12 protein-coding genes are annotated in these 17,754 nt (G+C 68.6%); 5 read left to right on the top strand and 7 right to left on the bottom strand.

Going from position 1 to position 17,754, the window contains the following annotated elements:
• Positions 1-49 precede the first annotated feature (49 nt).
• Positions 50-1,456 (top strand): DHA2 family efflux MFS transporter permease subunit, encoded by a 1,407-nt coding sequence (locus BMY12_RS08355; protein WP_093284461.1) that lies wholly within the window; start codon positions 50-52, stop codon positions 1,454-1,456.
• Positions 1,457-1,635: 179 nt separating this feature from the next.
• Here BMY12_RS08355 and BMY12_RS08350 read toward each other — a convergent pair whose 3' ends face one another.
• Both BMY12_RS08350 and BMY12_RS08345 read right to left on the bottom strand, forming a co-directional pair.
• Positions 1,636-2,373 (bottom strand): anti-sigma factor, encoded by a 738-nt coding sequence (locus tag BMY12_RS08350; RefSeq protein ID WP_093284459.1) that lies wholly within the window; start codon positions 2,371-2,373, stop codon positions 1,636-1,638.
• Positions 2,370-2,927 (bottom strand): RNA polymerase sigma factor, encoded by a 558-nt coding sequence (locus BMY12_RS08345; protein ID WP_093284456.1) that lies wholly within the window; start codon positions 2,925-2,927, stop codon positions 2,370-2,372. The genes BMY12_RS08350 and BMY12_RS08345 overlap by 4 nt, the downstream gene beginning before the upstream one ends.
• Before the next feature lie 89 nt (positions 2,928-3,016).
• On the opposite strand from BMY12_RS08345, the gene hemB reads away from it, so the two are divergent.
• The gene (hemB, locus tag BMY12_RS08340) at positions 3,017-4,018 is read left to right on the top strand and encodes a porphobilinogen synthase (RefSeq protein WP_093284454.1); all 1,002 of its coding nucleotides are present in this window, start codon (positions 3,017-3,019) and stop codon (positions 4,016-4,018) included.
• Positions 4,019-4,031: 13 nt separating this feature from the next.
• Positions 4,032-4,841, top strand: a complete 810-nt coding sequence (gene aroE / locus BMY12_RS08335; protein ID WP_093284451.1) for a shikimate dehydrogenase — start codon at positions 4,032-4,034, stop codon at positions 4,839-4,841.
• Positions 4,842-4,865: 24 nt separating this feature from the next.
• On the opposite strand, the gene BMY12_RS08330 is transcribed toward aroE, so the two are convergent.
• From BMY12_RS08330 to ttcA, 3 genes are read right to left on the bottom strand one after another with little or no spacing between them, the layout of a single operon-like run.
• On the bottom strand, positions 4,866-8,234 hold the full coding sequence (locus BMY12_RS08330; RefSeq protein WP_093284449.1) for a translocation/assembly module TamB domain-containing protein: 3,369 nt from the start codon (positions 8,232-8,234) through the stop codon (positions 4,866-4,868).
• Complete coding sequence (locus BMY12_RS08325; RefSeq protein ID WP_093284446.1) at positions 8,231-9,994, bottom strand: autotransporter assembly complex protein TamA; 1,764 nt, start codon at positions 9,992-9,994, stop codon at positions 8,231-8,233. The genes BMY12_RS08330 and BMY12_RS08325 overlap by 4 nt, the downstream gene beginning before the upstream one ends.
• A gap of 7 nt (positions 9,995-10,001) precedes the next feature.
• A complete protein-coding gene (ttcA, locus tag BMY12_RS08320) occupies positions 10,002-10,874 on the bottom strand; it encodes a tRNA 2-thiocytidine(32) synthetase TtcA (RefSeq protein WP_093284445.1) in 873 nt (290 codons plus the stop codon).
• 315 nt (positions 10,875-11,189) lie between these two features.
• Here ttcA and BMY12_RS08315 point away from each other — a divergent pair, with 315 nt between their 5' ends.
• A complete protein-coding gene (locus BMY12_RS08315; RefSeq protein ID WP_093284442.1) occupies positions 11,190-12,782 on the top strand; it encodes an OpgD/OpgG family glucan biosynthesis protein in 1,593 nt (530 codons plus the stop codon).
• A 42-nt stretch (positions 12,783-12,824) separates the two neighbouring features.
• On the opposite strand, the gene BMY12_RS08310 is transcribed toward BMY12_RS08315, so the two are convergent.
• Positions 12,825-13,028 carry a hypothetical protein gene (locus BMY12_RS08310; RefSeq protein WP_093284440.1) on the bottom strand — a complete coding sequence of 68 codons (204 nt, stop codon included), beginning with the start codon at positions 13,026-13,028 and terminating at the stop codon, positions 12,825-12,827.
• 488 nt (positions 13,029-13,516) lie between these two features.
• Here BMY12_RS08310 and BMY12_RS08305 point away from each other — a divergent pair, with 488 nt between their 5' ends.
• Positions 13,517-16,963 (top strand): patatin-like phospholipase domain-containing protein, encoded by a 3,447-nt coding sequence (locus tag BMY12_RS08305; protein WP_177188898.1) that lies wholly within the window; start codon positions 13,517-13,519, stop codon positions 16,961-16,963.
• 49 nt (positions 16,964-17,012) lie between these two features.
• On the opposite strand, the gene BMY12_RS08300 is transcribed toward BMY12_RS08305, so the two are convergent.
• Positions 17,013-17,699: a phosphatase PAP2 family protein gene (locus tag BMY12_RS08300; RefSeq protein WP_093284435.1), complete on the bottom strand. Its 687-nt coding sequence runs from the start codon at positions 17,697-17,699 to the stop codon at positions 17,013-17,015.
• Positions 17,700-17,754: the final 55 nt, after the last annotated feature.

Raw genomic sequence — 17,754 nt, 5'->3', positions numbered from 1 at the left:
TCGATAATGTGCAGCCAAGCTTAAAACGATCTGCACCCGTCCGCCCGACATGGTCATCCTCAACCGCCCCGGCCGCCTCATCCCGCTGATCGTGGCCTGCGCGCTGTTCATGGAAAACCTGGACGCGACCATCATCGCCACCGCGCTGCCGCAGATCGCCCAGGCCCTGCACGAGGAGCCGCTGCATCTGAGTCTGGCGATCACCTCGTACCTCTTGAGCCTCGCGGTGTTCATCCCGCTGTCCGGCTGGATCGCCGACCGCTACGGCGCGCGCCGGGTGTTTCGCACGGCCATCGTGCTGTTCACGCTCGGCTCGGTGTGCTGCGGGCTGTCGCAATCCATGCCGCAGCTGGTGGCGGCGCGCGTGCTGCAAGGCCTCGGCGGCGCGATGATGACGCCGGTGGGGCGTCTGGTGCTGCTGCGCAACGTGCCCAAGAGCGAGCTGGTTTCGGCGATGTCCTGGCTCACCATTCCGGCGCTGGTGGGCCCGGTGCTGGGGCCGCCGCTGGGCGGCCTCATCGTCAGCTATGCCTCCTGGCGCTGGATCTTCTTCATCAATCTGCCCATCGGCCTGCTGGGCTTTTATCTGGTCTCGCGCTTCATTCCCGAGACCGCCGCGCGGCCAGGACAGCAGCCTCTGGATGGCCGCGGCTGGGCGCTGCTGGGCATCGGCTGCGCGCTGCTGGTGGCGGGCTTCGAGAATCTGGGCAAGGGCCTGATCGCCGATCCGCTGCTGGCGGCGCTGATCGTCTGCGGCGCGGCCAGTCTGCTGGCCTATGTGCGCCACACCCGCACGCGGGCGCAGCCGATCATCGATCTCACGCTGCTGCGCCTGCCCAGCTTTCGCGCCGCCGTGGGTTCGGGCTCGCTGTATCGCATCAGCATCGGCGCCTACACCCTGCTGATGCCGCTCACCCTGCAGCTGGGCTTTGGCTATTCCCCACTGGTCTCGGGCGCCACGACCTTTGTCTCGGCGCTGGGCGCCATCGTCATGAAGGCGGCCGCGCCGCGCATCGTCAAGCGCTACGGCTTTCGTCCGCTGATGATCCGCAATGCCCTGCTCTCCGCCGCGTTTCTGGTCGGCTGCGGTCTGCTGCCGGCGCTGGACTCACGCTTGATCGTGATGGCCTGGCTGCTGGCCTACGGCTTCTTCCGCTCGCTGGAATTCACCTGCATCAACACCCTGGGTTTCGCCGAAGTGGACGAGGCGCGCATGAGCCAGGCCACCAGCTTCACCAGCACCCTGCAGCAGCTGTCGCTGAGCATGGGCGTGGCCCTGGCCAGCCAGTTGCTGGCGCTGAGCCGTACCCTGCATGGCGGCGGCGCGCTGCTGGCGGTGGACTTCGCATACGCCTTCGTCGGCGCGGCGCTGCTCTGCGTGCTGGCGGCCCTGGGCTTCACGGCGCTGCCGGCGAACGCCGGCGCCAACGTCAGCGGGCATCGCGCCGCGCCGTAGTCGTGAAATGAGGCCGCAGGTGCTGCTGTCATTCCCGCGCAAGCGGGAATGACAGCGCGCGCCGCCGCGCTGCCCGGCCACTGCATGCCCGCGGGCGCGGGCATGACCGGGGTGTTTCGGGGCGACACCGCAGGGCGCAGGCAAGCCGGCCCCGGCGGCGTGTCAATCCCACCTCGGCGCTACAGCGCCACCACCGGCCCGCTCAGCAGCACCGGTCCGGTCGGCAGGCCGGTGGGCGAGCCGCCGGCCGGCTCCAGGCTCACCGCCAGCATGGGCTTGTCCGGCATCCGGATGCCGGCCGGCATCGGCATGCTGCCCTTGCCGGTGGCCGGCAGCAGGCCCAGCGGCGTCGGCGGCTTGCCGGCCTCACCCAGCATCCACAGCTCCAGGCTGTGGGTCTTGTCCAGAGCGTACTGGCCGCGGGTGATGACGCTGATGCGGCCGCGCTGCGGATTCAGCGATACCAGCCACACGGTCTCGGATTTCGGGTCCTGCAGCATCGCCACGAACGGCGGCTTGTGTTCGACCGGCTCGGCCTGCGCCACCTGCGGCGCTGCCGGTGGCGGCTGCTGGCCGATGCGGTAGAGCTGCAGCGACAGCGCCACCACCGCCACGCTCGCGGCCACGGCCCAGAGCTGCAGGAAGGCATTGGCGCCGCGCTTGAGCCGTGCCTGCGCTTGCGGCGGCTGGGCATTGATCTGCCGGTCGATGGCCGCCCACACCAGCTCGCGCGGCGCCTTGGGCGGCAGCTGGCCGAGCAGCGGCGCCAGGCGTGCCTCCCAGAAGCGCACCTCGGCCTGCAGATCGGCGCGGGTCTTGAGCAGGCGCGCGAAGCGCTGGCGCGGCAGGCCGCGCAGGGTGCCGAGCACGTACTCGGCGGCCAGCATCTGCTTCAAGCGGGAATTGCCGTAGTTCATGCGTCCAGGCACTCCCGCAGCTGCTGCAGGCCGCGCCGCACCCAGCTCTTCACCGTGCCCAGCGGCTTCTTCAGGCGCTGCGACAGTTCCTGATGCGTATAGCCCTCGTAATAGGCCAGCAGCACGCTCTGGCGCTGCTCGCCGCCGAGGTTCTCCATGCAGCGCTGCAGCGCGGCGATGCCCTCGCGCTCGGTGGCGCGCAGCTCCGGGTCCAGGGCCTCGCCGGCGGCGAAGGTCATGGGCGGCGCCTCATCCTCCTCCGGCAGCTCGGTCTCGGGGCGTTTCATGCGCAGCAGGTCCAGCGCGCGGTAGCGCGCGATGGTTTGCAGCCAGGTCAGCGGCGCGCCCTTGTCCGGGGCGTAGCTCTCCGCCTTCTGCCACACCTTGAGATAACAGTCCTGCAACGCTTCTTCCGCCCAGTCTCGACGTTGCAGGATACGGATCAGCACCGCATACAGATGCGGGCTGGTGGCTTCGTACAGCGAACGGAAGGCGCGCTGGTTGCCGGAGGCGGTGTCGGACAGCATCTGCATCAGCGCGGCAGCGTCGGCCATGGCGGGTTTTGTCGGAATTTGCAGGCGCGTGTTGGCGCAGTCAGTGTAACCGCGACCGCTATAATCCGCCTCCTCGCCCGCTGCCCAGGATGTTCGACGTGATCACCGGTTCTTACCCAGGCACCCGTCTGCGCCGCACGCGCCTCAATGCCCAGCTGCGCGACATGGTGCGCGAGACCGTGCTCTCGCCCGCGCATCTGATCCAGCCGCTGTTCGTCGCCGAAGGGCCGCTGAAGACCGCGGTGGCCTCCATGCCCGGTGTCAGCCGCCTGGATCTGGACGAGCTGGTGCGCGAATGCGAAAGCCTGCTGGCGCTGGGCGTGGGCTGCGTGGCGTTGTTTCCGGTGACGCCGGCCGAGCGCAAGAGCCCGGGCGCGGAAGAAGCGCTGAATCCCGACAGCCTGATGGTGCGCTCGATCAAGGCCATCAAGCAGGCCGTGCCGCAGATGCTGGTGCTGGCCGATGTCGCGCTCGACCCTTACACCAGCCACGGCCAGGACGGCGTGCTGGATGAGCAGGGCTACGTGGACAACGACGCCACCTGCCAGATCCTGCGCCGCCAGGCCCTGCTCTACGCGCGCAGCGGCGTGGACATCGTCGCGCCCAGCGACATGATGGACGGCCGCGTCGGCCACATCCGCGAGGTGCTGGAGCGCGACAGCCAGAAGAACACCCTGATCATGTCCTATGCCGCCAAGTACGCCTCGGCCTTCTACGGGCCGTTTCGCGATGCGGTGGGTTCCGGCGCCAATCTCGGCAAGGGCGGCAAGGAGACCTATCAGATGGACCCGGCCAACAGCGACGAGGCCCTGCGCGAAGTGGCGCTGGACATCGCCGAGGGCGCGGACATCGTCATGGTCAAACCGGGCATGCCGTATCTGGACATCCTTCGCCGCGTGAAGGACGAGTTCAAGCTGCCCACCGCCGCATATCAGGTCAGCGGCGAATACGCGATGCTGCAGGCCGCCATCGACAAGGGCGTGCTCGACGAAAAGAAAGGCATCCTCGAAGCCCTGCTCTGCTTCCGCCGTGCCGGCGCCGACATGATCCTCACCTACTTCGCCAAGCGCGCTGCCGCCTGGCTGGCCTGATACACGACGGACCATGACCGACCGTTACGCCGTCATCGGCTACCCCGTCTCGCACAGCAAATCGCCCTTCATCCACGCGCAGTTTGCGAAGCAGACGCGGCAGGACCTGCATTACGACGCGGTGGAGGTGGAGGTCGATGCCCTGGCCGAAGCCCTGGCGCACCTGCACGCCGAGCCCTATCGCGGCCTCAACGTCACCCTGCCGCACAAGGTGGAAGTGGCCAAGCACTGCGAGCAGGTCAGCGCGCGCGCGCAGCTGGCCGGTGCGGTGAACACCCTGCTGCGCACCGACAGCGGCTGGCGCGGCGACAACACCGATGGCGAAGGCTTCCTGCGCGATCTCAAGCGCCTGGGCTATGCGGTGCGCGGCGCCCGCGTGCTGGTGCTGGGCGCCGGTGGCGCCACGCGCGGCATTCTCGGGCCGCTGCTCGCCGAGCAGCCCGCGCTGCTGGCGGTGTCCAACCGCAATCCCTGGAAGCCGGAAGCGCTGGCCGAGCAGTTCAAGGCGGTGGGCACGGTGCTGCCGCGCACGCATCTGGCGATCAAGGGTGATCGCTACGATCTGATCATCAACGCCACCTCGGCCGGCCATACCGGTCAGATGCCGCGTCTGCCGGGCCCGTTGCTCGCACAGGGCGGTGCCTGTTACGACCTTTCCTACGGCAGCGCCTTCGAGCCCTTCGCGGCCTGGGCGCGCGAGCAGGGCGCGCAGCGCATCAGCGACGGCCTGGGCATGCTGGTGGAACAGGCGGCGGCGGCCTTCGAGATCTGGCGCGGCGTGCGCCCCGATACCGCGCCGGTGCTCGCCGCACTGCGCAGCTGAGCGCGGCGGTGCCATCGCGCCGCTTCACTTGCGCTCGATGGTGTACAGCATATCGCCGCCGGACTCGACGCCGGTTTCCGACTGCAGCTTGAAGCCGTGGCCGATGCTGTACTGCATGCGGAAGATGTGGCCCGGCTGGAACAGGCCCACGCCGTAGGCGATGAACAGTTTCGGCGAGAGATACTTGCCCACCGTGAACATGGCCTGATCCTGGGTCTGGCCGGGCTTGGCGCCGACGCGCACCTCGTCGATGCCCACCTTGCTGCCCAGCTGCTGCGCCAGCCAGGCGCCGCCGGCCAGGCCCAGCGAGGTGGCGGCGCCGCCCACGGCGGCCTTGTCGGCGGCGCTGGTGGTTTCGTTGAGGGAGCGGCCCAGAATCAGCCAGCCCAGCTGCTGGTCCTGCGGCATGCTCGGCGTGGAGAACAGCTGGAACTGCGGCTTGCGCAGATCCCCGCGCACCAGCAGGCCCACGGTGATGTCGTCGGTGGGCTTGCGCGTGGCGCGCAGGTCCAGCGCCGGCTCGGTGACCGGGCCATTGAAAATCAGGCGGCCGGTTTCGATGCTCAGGTCCTGGCCATAAGCCTTGTAATGGCCGCCATCGAGATTGATTTCGCCGCGCGCGCGCGTGGCCACGCCGGGCCGCTCGATGGCCTGCACCGCGCCCTTGAGCTGGGTCTTGAGACCAAAGCCGTTGAACTGCACGTCCTCGCCCAGGCGCAGGGTGATGTCGGCCGACAGGCGCAGCTCGCGGCGTTTCTGCGCGCCGGGATCATCGCCCACCAGCACCTGATCGCCGCTGGCCGAGACGCTGCCGTCGCCCAGCGACTTGGGCGTGATGTCGGCCTTGGGAATCAGCAGCAGGCCGCTGACGTCCAGCTGCTGCTGCGCCAGCGTGATGCGCAGATCCGGCGAGACCTGCACGCGCGCCTCGCGGGTGTTCACCGCCTGGAAGTTGTCGCCGGAGAGTTTCAGGTCCAGCGCCAGAGGATCGTCCCAGGGATTGATCTGGCCGCTCAGCTGCAGCTGTCCCGGCCCCGAGCTGGCCTGCGCGCTGAGCTTGAGCGGCTCTGCGCCATTGGCCAGCAGCTGCGCGCGGATGTCGTGCACCTCGATGCCCGGCGTCACCAGGCGCAGCGTGCCTTCGCTCAGGCTCAGCTCGCCGCTGGGCTGCGGCTGCGCCAGCGTGCCGCCCAGACGCACATCGCCCTTGAGCGTGCCGCTGGCCTGGGCGATTTCCACGTTCACCAGATGCAGCCAGGACAGATCCGGCAGCTCCACATGCAGCTGACCGTCGAGCGCGCGCTGCATGAAGTCGGTGCCGGGGGCCAGACGCGCCTGCGCGCTGAGGCCGCCTTCGGCGAAGGGCAGCAGCAGATCCAGATGCGAGCCATTGGCATCGTCGCTGATGTTCAGATGCGCGGGCTTGAGCGCCATCGGCGGCAGTCCGCCCAGCTGCCAGCGGCCGGCATCGGTGGCCAGCTGCAGGCGCAGGTCCTGCAAGCCCTGCGCATTGAGCAGCACCTCGCCGTCGCCATGCAGCAGCACCTCGATCTGCGCGCCGCCCGGCAGCAGCGGCTGCAGATAGGCCAGCGCAAATTCACGCAGCGCAAACTGGAAACGCCGCTGCGCGCCGTTCTGCTGCAGGCCGAAGCAGGCCTGCGCCTCGCCGGCCTTCCAGCACAGATCGCTGAAGTGACTGTCCTGCGCGCTGAGGGTGAGCGCGGTGGCCCGCGCCAGGGTCCAGCCCGGCAGGTTCTGCGGCTTGAGCTGCGCCTGACTCAGCTCGCCCTGCCAGCTCAGCCGCTGCGGATCGAAATCACCGTGGGCGCGCAGCAGCAGGCTGCCGGCATCGCCGGCGAGATCCAGCGCGATCTGATGCGCGGCCAGCGGGCCCTGGATGCTCAGCTGTGCCTGCTGCACGCGCAGGCCCGCGTCCAGCTGGGCGAGCTTGAGCTGCACGTCCAGCTGCCGGTCCAGGTCCACGTCCGCCGTCAGCTGCGCCGAAGCCAGGGCATAGCGCTGGTAGTGCAGCTTCTGCGCCTGCGCGCTGGCGATCAGATGCGGGCGCTTGAGCGCGCCCTGCGCCTGGGCCTGCAGCTGCAGGCTGCCGGACAGACCCGGCCAGGCATCGCCGAGATCAGCCGCGCTGAGCGTGGCGCGCGCATCCAGGCTCGGCAGAATCTGGCCGCTGCCGTCGAGCTGCACGCTGCCGCTGTCCAGATGCAGGCTTTCGAAGCGCAAGGTTTCGCCCGCGTACTGGCCGCGAGCCTGCAGATTGAGCGCACGATCACGCAGCTGCGAATTTTCCAGCTGCGCCTCGAACTGCACCTGCGGTGCGGCGCCGACGAGGCGTGTCTGCGCCTTGAAGCGGCCGTTGAGCCTGCCGGGCAGTTCCGGCAGCAGGCTCTTGGGGTCCAGACCGCTGAAGCTGCCTTCACCGTCGATGCGCAGCGCCGCGTTCCAGCTCAGCGCCGCGCGGGCCTGCAGCTCGCCGCCCAGGCCCCGGGCCTGCAGCGTCTCGATCTGCAGGTCCGAGAGCGTGCCGCGCCCCTGCGCCTTGAGCTGCAGGGGCAGCCTGGGCAGCTGCAGCGCACCGGAAAGCTCGTAGCGGTAATCGTCCAGCAGGCCGCGCCAGTGCGCCTCGCCACCGCCGCTGCTGATTTCCTGTTCGCCCTTCTGCGTCAGCTCCTGCGGCGGCCAGCGCAGCTGCTGCCAGCGCAGCGTGAGGTCCGAAGGCTGGTTGTAGCCGAAGTGGCCTTGCAGCGTGCCTTCGAGAAAGCCGTGCAGCTGCGTGGGGGGAAAATCGATGCCGTCCGTGAGCAGCCTGGCCTTGCCGGCCAGCGCCACGCGGCCGACCCAGGGGGTGGTGGTCGCGGCGTGGCGGATGTTCACGCGCGGGCCGATCCAGCCGCCGTTCAACTCGATGTCGGTGAAACGCAGCTCGCTGCCATCCAGCAGCATCACGCGCAGATCACGCACCGCGCCGTCGCGCACGCGCAGGCCCAGCGGCAGCTCGGTGACCGGCGGCGTGGCGGGCGTATCCGGCGTGGGCTTGAGCTTGATGCGCACCTGCCCGGCGCGCACGCGGCCGGCGTCGATGCGCGCCGCCAGCAGAAGCAGGGGCAGCGCGACCTCGGCCTCGGCCTGCGTGATGTCGATGTCCACGGCCTCCACGCCGATGTGCAGCTCGCGCACGCGCAGCGGTCCCCACAAGCGTCCTTCCACGCCTTGCGCGCGGATCATGTCGCCGGTGAGCTTGCCGGCGATTTCAAATCCCAGCTGCGCGCCGGGCGTGGTGAACAACACAAAGATCAGCGCGCCTGCAATCAGCGTCAGCAGCAGGCTGAAGCCGGCGCCCAGGCTCAGCAGCAGATGTTGCAGAAAGCGCTTCACAAGCCCACCCGCACGCCGATATGCAGGCGCACGCCGTTGTCCTCCACCGGGTGTGCGAGATCGATCTGCACCGAGCCGATCGGCGCGCGATAACGCAGGCCCACGCCGATGCCCTGCTTGAGCTTGGGGCTGACGTGATTCTCCACGCCGCCGGCGTCGTAGAAGGTGGCGGCGCCCCAGTTGCCGTAGACGCGCGTCTCCAGCTCCAGGCTCATGGTGGTGAGAAAGTTGCCGCCGACCACCGCGCCATTGGCATCGCGCGGGCCGATGGACTGGTAGTCGTAGCCGCGCACCGACTGATCGCCGCCGGCGAAGAAACGCTGCGATGCCGGCAGGCGTGAGAACTGATCCACCAGATTGGCGCCGGTCTCGTAACGCGCCAGCAGGCGCGTGCGCTGCCAGAGCGGATACGCGCCTTTCACAATCAGATGCGCCTGCGTGAAGCTGACGCTGGACATCGCATCCTTCACCGCGCCGTGCACATCGAAGAACAGGGACCAGCCCTGGCGCGCGTAGATGGCATCGTCCAGCGAGGCGCGGTTGAGGGTGAGGCCGGGCATCAGCATGTCGGCGGCGGTGACGTCCTCGCCCAGCGTCGAGTCCTCGTGCAGGTACTTCAGATAGTAGCGGCGCTGCCACTTGCCCGGCGTGCGGGCCAGGCCGGCGCCGAAACCGTAGAAGCGGCTGAGGCCGGCGCTGTAATCCTGCTGGCCGAGCACACCGTTGAGCGTGAACATCTCGCCGGGCTTGTCGCCGCGCGGGATGCGGTACTCGCCGGCCGCGGTGTTCTTGATGTGCGAGACCTGCGTTTCCACATGCAGGGAATGGCCGGTGTCATTGAGATGGCGGAAGTCGGAGGCCACCGAGCCGCGCACGCCGGTGTCGGTGCCATAGCCGATGCCGAAGTCATAGCGCTGTGATTTGCGCGGCGTGGTGCGGATCAGGATCGGCACCTGATGGTCCTGCGCCTGCTCGCGCTGCGGCAGCATCTCCACGCTCTGGAAATAGCCCAGGTCGCTGAGCGCGAACTGCGTGTCCAGCAATTTCTGCGGATCGTAATCGGCGCCGGCGTGAATCTTCACGTAGCGGCGCAGGAAGGCATCCTCCAGCGGGCGCTCGCCGGTCTGCTCGATGCTGAACTCGCCGAAGCGGTAACGCGGCCCGGTGTCGAAGTGCAGCACTGCCTCCGCGCTGTTGTCGGCGGGCGTCACGCGCAGCTCGGCCTCGGCGTACTGCGCGTCGAGATAGCCCCTGGCGTAGGCGGCGCTGCTCAGGATCGCCTTGGCCTCGTCGTAATCGCTGTGCAGGATGCCCTCGCCTTCCTGCAGGCGGCGATGCATGCGCTTGAGCTCTTTCTCAAAATCCGCCGCGCCCTCGCCGCTGATCTGGATGTCCACGCGCTTCCACACCGTGCGCGGGCCGGGATGGATGATGTACTGCGCCTTCCACTTCGGCGCCGTGCCTTCGAGGCGCGCGTCGATGAAGGGGTTGTAGTAACCGAAGGGCCGCAGCGCCTCGCGCAGCTCCGGGCCGGCCTGACGCTGCAGGCGGTCCACCGTGGCCTGATCCAGATCTTTCTGATTGGCCGCGTCGCGGATCGACAGATAGGCCTCGGCATTGGCCTTCATGGCGCCGCTCACGCCGCTGACTTCCACCTCGATATTGGCCTGCGCCGCTGCGGGCAGAAGCAGCGCGCCGCCCAGCAGGCCCGCAGCGGCGAGCCGGGCCCGCCAGGCGCGGCCGCGCCCGCCGCCGAGCACGGGCAAGCTACTCCGCCCCCGCGTCGCCGATCAGCCAGTTCTGTTCACCACGCGTGTCGCCGCCCAGCGAGGCGAAGTCGAACAGGCTGGCATCGGCCAGCTGCGAGGGCGCGACATTGGTCAGCGAGGCAAACACCTGCTCGATGCGCGCGGGATGCTCGCGCTCCCAGGCGTCCATCATCCTGCGCACCTGCTTGCGCTGCAGCTGTTCCTGCGAGCCGCAGAGATTGCAGGGGATGATGGGAAAGCCTTTGATCCCGGCATAGGCGGCGATGTCGCGCTCGCGGCAATACGCCAGCGGCCGGATCACCACATTGCGGCCATCGTCGGACTGCAGCTTGGGCGGCATGGCCGCGAGCTTGCCGCCGTGAAACAGGTTCAGGAAGAAGGTGGCGACGATGTCGTCCTTGTGATGCCCCAGCGCGATCTTGTTGTAGCCGTGCTCGGCCGCGTAGCTGTACAGCGCGCCGCGGCGCAGGCGCGAGCACAGCGAGCACATGGTCTTGCCTTCCGGAATCACGCGCTTGACCACCGAGTAAGTGTCCTGCTCGATGATGTGATAGGCCGCGCCGATGGATTTCAGATAGTCGGGCAGCACCTGCTCCGGAAAGTCCGGCTGCTTCTGATCCAGATTCACCGCCAGCAGCTCGAAGCGCACCGGCGCCTTGGCCTGCAGCTGCAGCAGCATGTCCAGCATGGTGTAGCTGTCCTTGCCACCGGACAGGCAGACCATCACGCGGTCGCCGTCCACGATCATGTTGTAGTCCATGATCGCCTGCCCCACCTGCCGCCGCAGACGCTTGGCCAGCTTGCCGCGCTCGCGCCGGTCATCGGGCGCGGGCTTGGGCGGCATGTAGATGGGAATTTCCTGGGCAGACATCGGCAAATCCGAGAGGAGCAAAAACGAGCGCTATTGTGGCATGCGGCGCTGTTTGAGCTGCAAACCTGGAGCCGGCTGCCGCTCTCCTGCAAGGACAGAAGGGGCGCAAGGCCGGAGCGGGTTCGTGCGAAATGCGATTGCCTGCGCGTATCACGCTTGCATCCCGCAGGTCCTGAGGCCATCGCCAAAGCTCTCCCCTCTCCACCTTGCGGGAGCGCGGAAGCGGAGCAGGCGGAGGCCGCGCCATTCAGCAAATCGCCCGTCACAGCGTGTAGGCTTGCGACGTTTTCGCGTCCACCAAAACCCGAACCCGCCATGCTCAACCGTCGCCGCTTCCTGCAAGCCTCCTCCGCCTCGCTGGCCCTGGCCGCCCTGGGCCTCACGCCCGAAGTGCTGGCCGCCGCGCGTCTGCGTCTGGGCAAGGCCGCGCCGTATTCCTATGAGGGCCTGGTGGCCCGCGCGCAGGCCGCCGCCGCGCAGCCCTACGCGCCGCCGCCGGCGCTGCCGCGCGCGGTGCTGGAACGCATCGACTACGAGGCGCACGGCAAGATCCACTACCGGCCCGACTACGCGCTGTTCGCCCAAGGCCCGGGCGCGTTCCCGGTGACCTTCTTCCACCTGGGCCGCTACTTCCAGAGCCCGGTGCATATGTACGCGGTGGACAACAGCGGCGGCAGCGCCAGCGAAATCCTCTACGACACGCGCTACTTCGACATGCCCGCCGACAGTCCCGCGCACGAGCTGCCCAAGGGCGCGGGCTTTGCGGGCTTCCGCTTCCAGGAAAGCCGCCTGGGCGATCAGGCGAAAAAGCCCTGGCAGAAAAATGACTGGGTGGCGTTCCTGGGCGCTTCGTACTTCCGCGCCATCGGCGAGCTGTATCAGTACGGCCTGTCGGCGCGCGGCATCGCCCTGGACGTGGCGCAGCCGGAAAAGCCGGAAGAGTTTCCCGCCTTCACGCATTTCTACTTCGAAGCGCCGCAGGACGGCAGCGACAGCGTGGTGGTCTGCGCCCTGCTCGACGGCCCCAGCATCAGCGGCGCCTATCGCTTCCGCATGACGCGCGACAAGGCCGTGCTCACCGAGATCGAATGCGCGCTGTTCCTGCGCCGCGACGTGCTGCGCTTCGGCATCGCGCCGGCCTCCTCCATGTACTGGTTCTCCGAGCGTGCGCGCTGGGAAGCCGACGACTGGCGCCCGGAAGTGCACGACTCCGATGGCCTGGCCATGTGGACCGGCGGCGGCGAACGCATCTGGCGCCCGCTCAACAATCCGCCGCGCACCATGGCCTCGGCTTTCTCCGACAAGACCCCGCGCGGCTTCGGTCTGCTGCAGCGTGACCGCAGCTTCGATCACTACCACGACGGCGTGGCCTACGAGCGCCGCCCGAGCATGTGGGTGGAACCCATCGGCGACTGGGGCGAAGGCAGCGTGCAGCTGATCGAGATTCCCACCGACGACGAGATTCACGACAACATCGTCGCCATGTGGGTGCCGAAGAAACCCGCGCGTGCCGGCGACAGCTACAACTTCCACTACAAGCTGCACTGGAGCGCGCAGGAACCGTATCCCGGTGCGCTGGCGCAATGCACGGCCACGCGCCTGGGCCGTGGCGGCCAGCCCGGTCAGCCGCGTCCGCAGGGCGTGCGCAAGTTCATGGTGGAATTCCTCGGCGGTCCGCTGGAAAAGCTGCCCTTCGGCACCAAGCCCGAAGCCGTGCTCTGGGCCTCGCGCGGCCAGTTCTCCTACGTGTTCACCGAAGCGGTGCCCGACGACGTGCCCGGCCACTGGCGCGCGCAGTTCGATCTCACCGTGGACGGCAGCGAGCCGGTGGACATGCGCCTGTATCTGCGCCTGGGCGACAAGACGCTGTCGGAGACCTGGCTGTATCAGTACCACCCCAGGGGCTGAGGCCCGCCGTCTGAATGGCGAAGGCCGGATTCCGGCCCGGCCTCAGCTGCGCTGACCCGGCAGACGGGCCGGCAGGAACAGAATCGCGCGCAGCAGCGCGAACGCCGCCTCCAGCGACAGGCCCAGCAAACGAAACGGCAGGCTGAGCAGCCAGACCAGCGGCAACAGCAGCAGCGCTGCCAGCGCAATCGGCCAGGACAGCGCGAACAGGATGCACCAGCCGACGAACAGCAACAGCGCTTTCATGGCGAGCCCCGGACGAAATGGCGACGGGGCTTAGGGTCTGTTAACAATTACTTTGCCCGCTGCGTTGCTGCCAGAAATCGCGCCAGGCAAGGCGCGAAACGCAGGCTTTGGTGGTTCCAAAGCCAAGTTTCGCAACGCCGCATGGCGCGATTTCTGGCGCAACCCGAAGGGACGGGGCCGTTTTGCCGCAGGGCGGCGTTGGCAGCCGCTGGCTTGGAATCACCAAGCGGCGCGTCTGCCGCCTTGCCCTGCGGCAAAACGACCTCCGTCGCAGCGCGCAGAGTAATTGTTAACAGGCCCTAGGATGCGTGAGCTGAGCGCGGGGTTTGAATGGCGCGCGTTTCTGGATCGTTGCCGCGTTCATGCCGGTCCAGACCCGCACCCCCTGTGACCCAGGTTGCAGCGGTGCACCCCGAGGTCCTGCCTATACTGCGAGCAGCGCAGTGCAGATCACCGCCGAAAAACGCGGCACTCGGGGAGATGCAGCCATGAACCAGCCGGCACCGCAGGGCGCTTCGAGCAGAAGCGATGAGGAAGCCGCTGCACTCGCAGCGCGCTGGCAGGCGGCGGAGCAGCCGCCGAAATCCCCGGAACAACGCCTGGGTCTGGCCTTGTCCGGCGGCGGGATCCGCAGCGCCACCTTCTGCCTGGGGCTGCTGCGCGGTCTGGCCAAGAACAAGGTGCTGCAGCGCTTCGATTACCTGTCCACGGTGTCGGGCGGCGGATACATCGGCGCGGCCTTCGGGCGCCTGTTCAATGCACAGGTCCGCGCCGCGCAGGTGGAGGAAGGTCTGGCGCGTGATGATTCGCTGTTTCTCTGGTGGCTGCGCAGCAACGGCCGCTTTCTGACGCCGGCCGGCGCAGGCGATCTGTTCACCGCCTGGGCCGGGCATCTGCGCGGCTTCATCGCCACGCAGCTGGAAACCGGCGTGCTGCTGCTGATGCTCTCGGCGCTGCTGGTGGCGCCGCATCTGTGGCTGGCGGCGCGGCCGGATGCCAGCGCCTGGGCGTTTTATGGGCTGCTGCTCGGCAGCCCGCTGTGGACCGCCGCCCTGCTGATGCTGCCGCTGGCGGCGGCGAGCATGTTCGGCTTCTGGTTCAGCGGCGACAATCACCTCAGCTCCAGGCTCGGTGCCGCCGCGGCGGCGGCGCTGGGTCTGGCGCTGCTGCTGCAGATCCTGCCCTTGCCGCCGCTGCGCACTTCGGAAAACGCGCTGGAGGTGGATCTCTGGGCGGCGCCGGCCTGGGTGGCCAGCAGTCTGCTGCTGGCCCTGGTCATCGGCGCGGCGCTGCGCGTGCTGCTGTCCTTGCGGTTCAAGGCCGAGCAACTGCGCGTGCTGTGGACGCAGGCGCTGGCCTGGATGCTGATCGCCACCGCGCTGCTGCTGGTGTTCGGCGCGCTGGATTTCCTCTCCTGGGTGCTCAGCACCTATGTGCTGCAGCAGAGCGCTTCGGCGGGCGCTTCGGGCCTGGGCCTGGGCGCCTTGCTGCTGGGCGCGCTGCGTCTGGTGCTGCCCATGCTGCAGCGTCAGGCCGACAAGACCAGCGGTGCGAGCCTGCCGCTGCCAGCGCTCGCGCATGTGCTGGGACTGCTGCTGCTGGCCATGGTGATGATGTTCTGGATGAGTCTGGCGCAGCTCTGGGTGTTTTTGCTGCAGCCTCAGGATGCCGCGGCGCCGCTCGCCGGCTGGCTGCCGGAGACGCCGGCGCGCTGGCAGTGGCTGGTGGTGACGCTGCTGGCTTACATGCTGCTCACCGGCCGGCATCTGCAGCAGCTCAATCGCTCTTCGCTGCATCTGTTCTACCGCTCGCGCCTCACGCGCACCTATGTGGCGGTGGGCAATGCGCCGGCGCCGGGCTGCGCCCAGCCGCGCTTCCCGCGTCCCTTGCTGGCGCGGGTCGATCGCGAAGCCACCGAGCACACGCGCAAGCTCAGCGAGCTGCTGCCGCAGGACGATATCGCGCTGGCCGACTATCAGCCCTGGCGCCATGGCGGCCCCATTCATCTGATCAACTGCTGCATCAACCAGACCAAGGATGACCGCACCGGCAGTTACAACGCTGACCGCAAGGGCGTGGCGCTGACGGTGAGCGCCCTGGGCCTGGAAACCGGCGCGCAGCTGCCGCAGGGCGGCGCCGGCGGCACACTGGCCGAATGGGTGGCGATCTCCGGCGCGGCGATCAGCAGCGGCATGGGTTCGCAGACGCGCACGGGCGTGGCGGCGCTGCTGTTTCTGGCCAATCTGCGCCTGGGTTACTGGCTGCGCAATCCGCTGGAAGTGCGCGGCCGCTTCGCCAGATTGCTGTGGCAGCTGTGGGGCAAGTACTGCGGCACCGGCGCCGAGATGCTGGCCAGCTTTCCGGGGCTGCGCGGCCCGGCCTGGTATCTGTCCGACGGCGGACACTTCGACAACACCGGCATCTACGCGCTGCTCAAGCGCCGCCTGCCGCTGATGGTGCTGGCGGACTGCGGCGCCGATCCGCTCTATGTGTTCAACGACGTGGAGAATCTGGTGCGCAAGGCGCGCATCGACTACGGCGCCGACATCGAGTTCATCGATCCGCGCTCGCTGCCCTGTACGCCGCAGCAGGAGCCGCTGCGCGAGCTGTTCGACACGCCCGATGGCATCGGTCCGCGGCTCGACCGCCAGTACCTGATGCTGGCGCGGGTGCGGTATGAAGACGGCAGCCTCGCCGCCTTGCTGATCGTCAAGCCACGCCGCAGCGCGCAGCTGCCGCTGGACGTGGCCGGCTATGCGGATCGCGATGGCGGTTTTCCGCAGCAGACCACCGGCGATCAGTTCTTCGACGAGGCGCAGTGGGAGAGTTACTGCGAGCTGGGGCTGCGCCTGGGCGCGGCGATCACGCCGGAACTGCTGGCGCTGCTGCCGCAGTGGGCGGCCGCGGGCAAGCCGGCCGACAATGGCCAGATCACGCCGCCGCCCAAGGACGAGCCGCAGAGCCGGGGCCGGCGCGTGGCCGCCACGGTCGGCACTTCCCTGGGCGTGGGCGCGGTGGCCAGCGTGCTGCTCACGCTCTGGCAGAGCTGGGACGCGCATGCGCAGCGGCGTCTGGAGGCGCAGACTGCGCTCGACCAGAAAGTGCAGGACGTGGTGGCCGAGATCGACAAGGCTTCGCAGGACATCGCCACCAGCAAGAGCTACGACGATCAGCTGCGCATCAAGCTGCTGGCGGTGGTCAACGCCCGGCAGAGCCTGCAGGGCGACAAGCCGGTGGCGGAAATCCTGCAGTCGCAGGCGCTGCGCCTGCAGAAGGTCTGCAAGGACAATCTGGACGGTGATGCGCAGAACAGATGTCTGGTGGACGTGCGCTTGCTGGATGGCGAGAAGCTGGAAGGCTTCTGGCTGAAGCAGCTGCGCGACTACCGGCTCTGGCGCGTGCCGGAAGCTGCCGCGGCGCCGACGACGATGAAATCCTACGCGCCCGCGCCCGGCGCGGCGCCACAGCCTGAAGCGATGGACGGCGCGGCGTATGAGGAAGCGCCGGCGGCTGGCGCGCCCGTCCCGGTGCCTGCGGACCAGCCGGCGCTGCCGATGGGCGATACCGTGCGTCGTGATTGTGCCGCCGATCCCGCCGCCGCCCGGCCGCGCTACACGCTGTACACGCAGATCTACGCCGAGCCGCAGCGCGCGCCGGCCGAGGCGCTGCTGGCCGAGCTGCGCGAGCGCGGTCTGGCCACGCCCGGCATCGAAAACGTGGTGCGCAGCGCGCAGCGCCGCAATCAGGACCCGCCGCTGCCCTGGTCGCAGCCCACGCTGCTGTATCAGCCCGAGAGCAAGGACTGCGCCGAGGCGCTGGCGGCCTATCTGCGCCTGCGGCCGGCGTTCAGGCAGACGCACGCCCAGGCGCTGCCGGCGGGCTTGTCGAACCGCTCCGGCGTGATCGAGCTGTGGCTGCCGGCCGGGCGCAACTGATCAGCGGTGAAGGCTGCGGCCCGCTGGCGCGCTGCGCCTTCGGGCCGCTTCAGATCTCATACTCCGGCCCGCCCGGCACGAGCAGCGACTCCGGCCGCTGCTGCGCGCAGAGCTGCGTGGACAGTTGCCAGTGGAAGCTGAGGCCGTGGAACAGCGCTTCCAGGCTCACCGGGCGGATGATGAATTTCAGGGTGAGAAACAGCAGCAGCAGCGCCAGCAGCGGACGCTTCCAGCCCAGGCTGTGCTGCGGCAGTTTCAGGTATAGCCAGCAGAACAGCAGCAGAAACGCGCCGCCCAGCGCCAGCCCCATCAACACTTCCTCGCCGCTGTGCATCTGCAGCAGGATGCGCGAGATGGCGATGCCGCCCACCAGCAGCGGCAGCAGGATGATCAGCAGCCGGCGCCGCCACAGCGGCGCCTCGCGCATCGCGCAGCAGCCGATGGCGCCGTAGACCAGCGCGCTCATGGCGCTGTGGCCGCTGGGGCTGCGCAGATACCAGTGCTCGATGGGGCAGGCGGCGAAGTAAATCTTCAGCGCGGCGAGACTCGCCGTGCAGCCCAGGAACAGCAGCGCCCAGAGCAGGCCGGCGCGAAAGCCGCTGGCGGACAGCAGCCAAAGGCCCAGCAGCAGCGACAGCCCCCCGAGCAGAAACAGATTGCCCAGGTGCGTGAGCGGCAACATGATGAAACCCAGGTGATGGAAGCCCAGGCTGGTGAGCACTTGCGCCAGGGTCATGTCAGCGGGCGGGCCGGAGACGGCGTTAACGCAGGGCGCTCAGCGGCAGCGGGCC

It is taken from the genome of Solimonas aquatica, assembly GCF_900111015.1.
GTDB lineage: Bacteria > Pseudomonadota > Gammaproteobacteria > Nevskiales > Nevskiaceae > Solimonas > Solimonas aquatica.
Note: the sequence above shows the minus strand (reverse complement) of the source record. Positions and strands in the feature narration are given on the sequence as shown.

Bases quoted from the DNA above. Each gene is read 5' to 3' on its own strand.
- ttcA (WP_093284445.1), bottom strand. From the start codon at position 10,874: ATGTCTGCCCAGGAAATTCCCATCTACATGCCGCCCAAGCCCGCGCCC.
- BMY12_RS08300 (WP_093284435.1), bottom strand. From the start codon at position 17,699: ATGACCCTGGCGCAAGTGCTCACCAGCCTGGGCTTCCATCACCTGGGT.
- hemB (WP_093284454.1), top strand. From the start codon at position 3,017: ATGTTCGACGTGATCACCGGTTCTTACCCAGGCACCCGTCTGCGCCGC.
- BMY12_RS08355 (WP_093284461.1), top strand. From the start codon at position 50: ATGGTCATCCTCAACCGCCCCGGCCGCCTCATCCCGCTGATCGTGGCC.
- BMY12_RS08305 (WP_177188898.1), top strand. From the start codon at position 13,517: ATGAACCAGCCGGCACCGCAGGGCGCTTCGAGCAGAAGCGATGAGGAA.
- BMY12_RS08315 (WP_093284442.1), top strand. From the start codon at position 11,190: ATGCTCAACCGTCGCCGCTTCCTGCAAGCCTCCTCCGCCTCGCTGGCC.
- BMY12_RS08345 (WP_093284456.1), bottom strand. From the start codon at position 2,927: ATGGCCGACGCTGCCGCGCTGATGCAGATGCTGTCCGACACCGCCTCC.
- BMY12_RS08350 (WP_093284459.1), bottom strand. From the start codon at position 2,373: ATGAACTACGGCAATTCCCGCTTGAAGCAGATGCTGGCCGCCGAGTAC.
- BMY12_RS08310 (WP_093284440.1), bottom strand. From the start codon at position 13,028: ATGAAAGCGCTGTTGCTGTTCGTCGGCTGGTGCATCCTGTTCGCGCTG.
- aroE (WP_093284451.1), top strand. From the start codon at position 4,032: ATGACCGACCGTTACGCCGTCATCGGCTACCCCGTCTCGCACAGCAAA.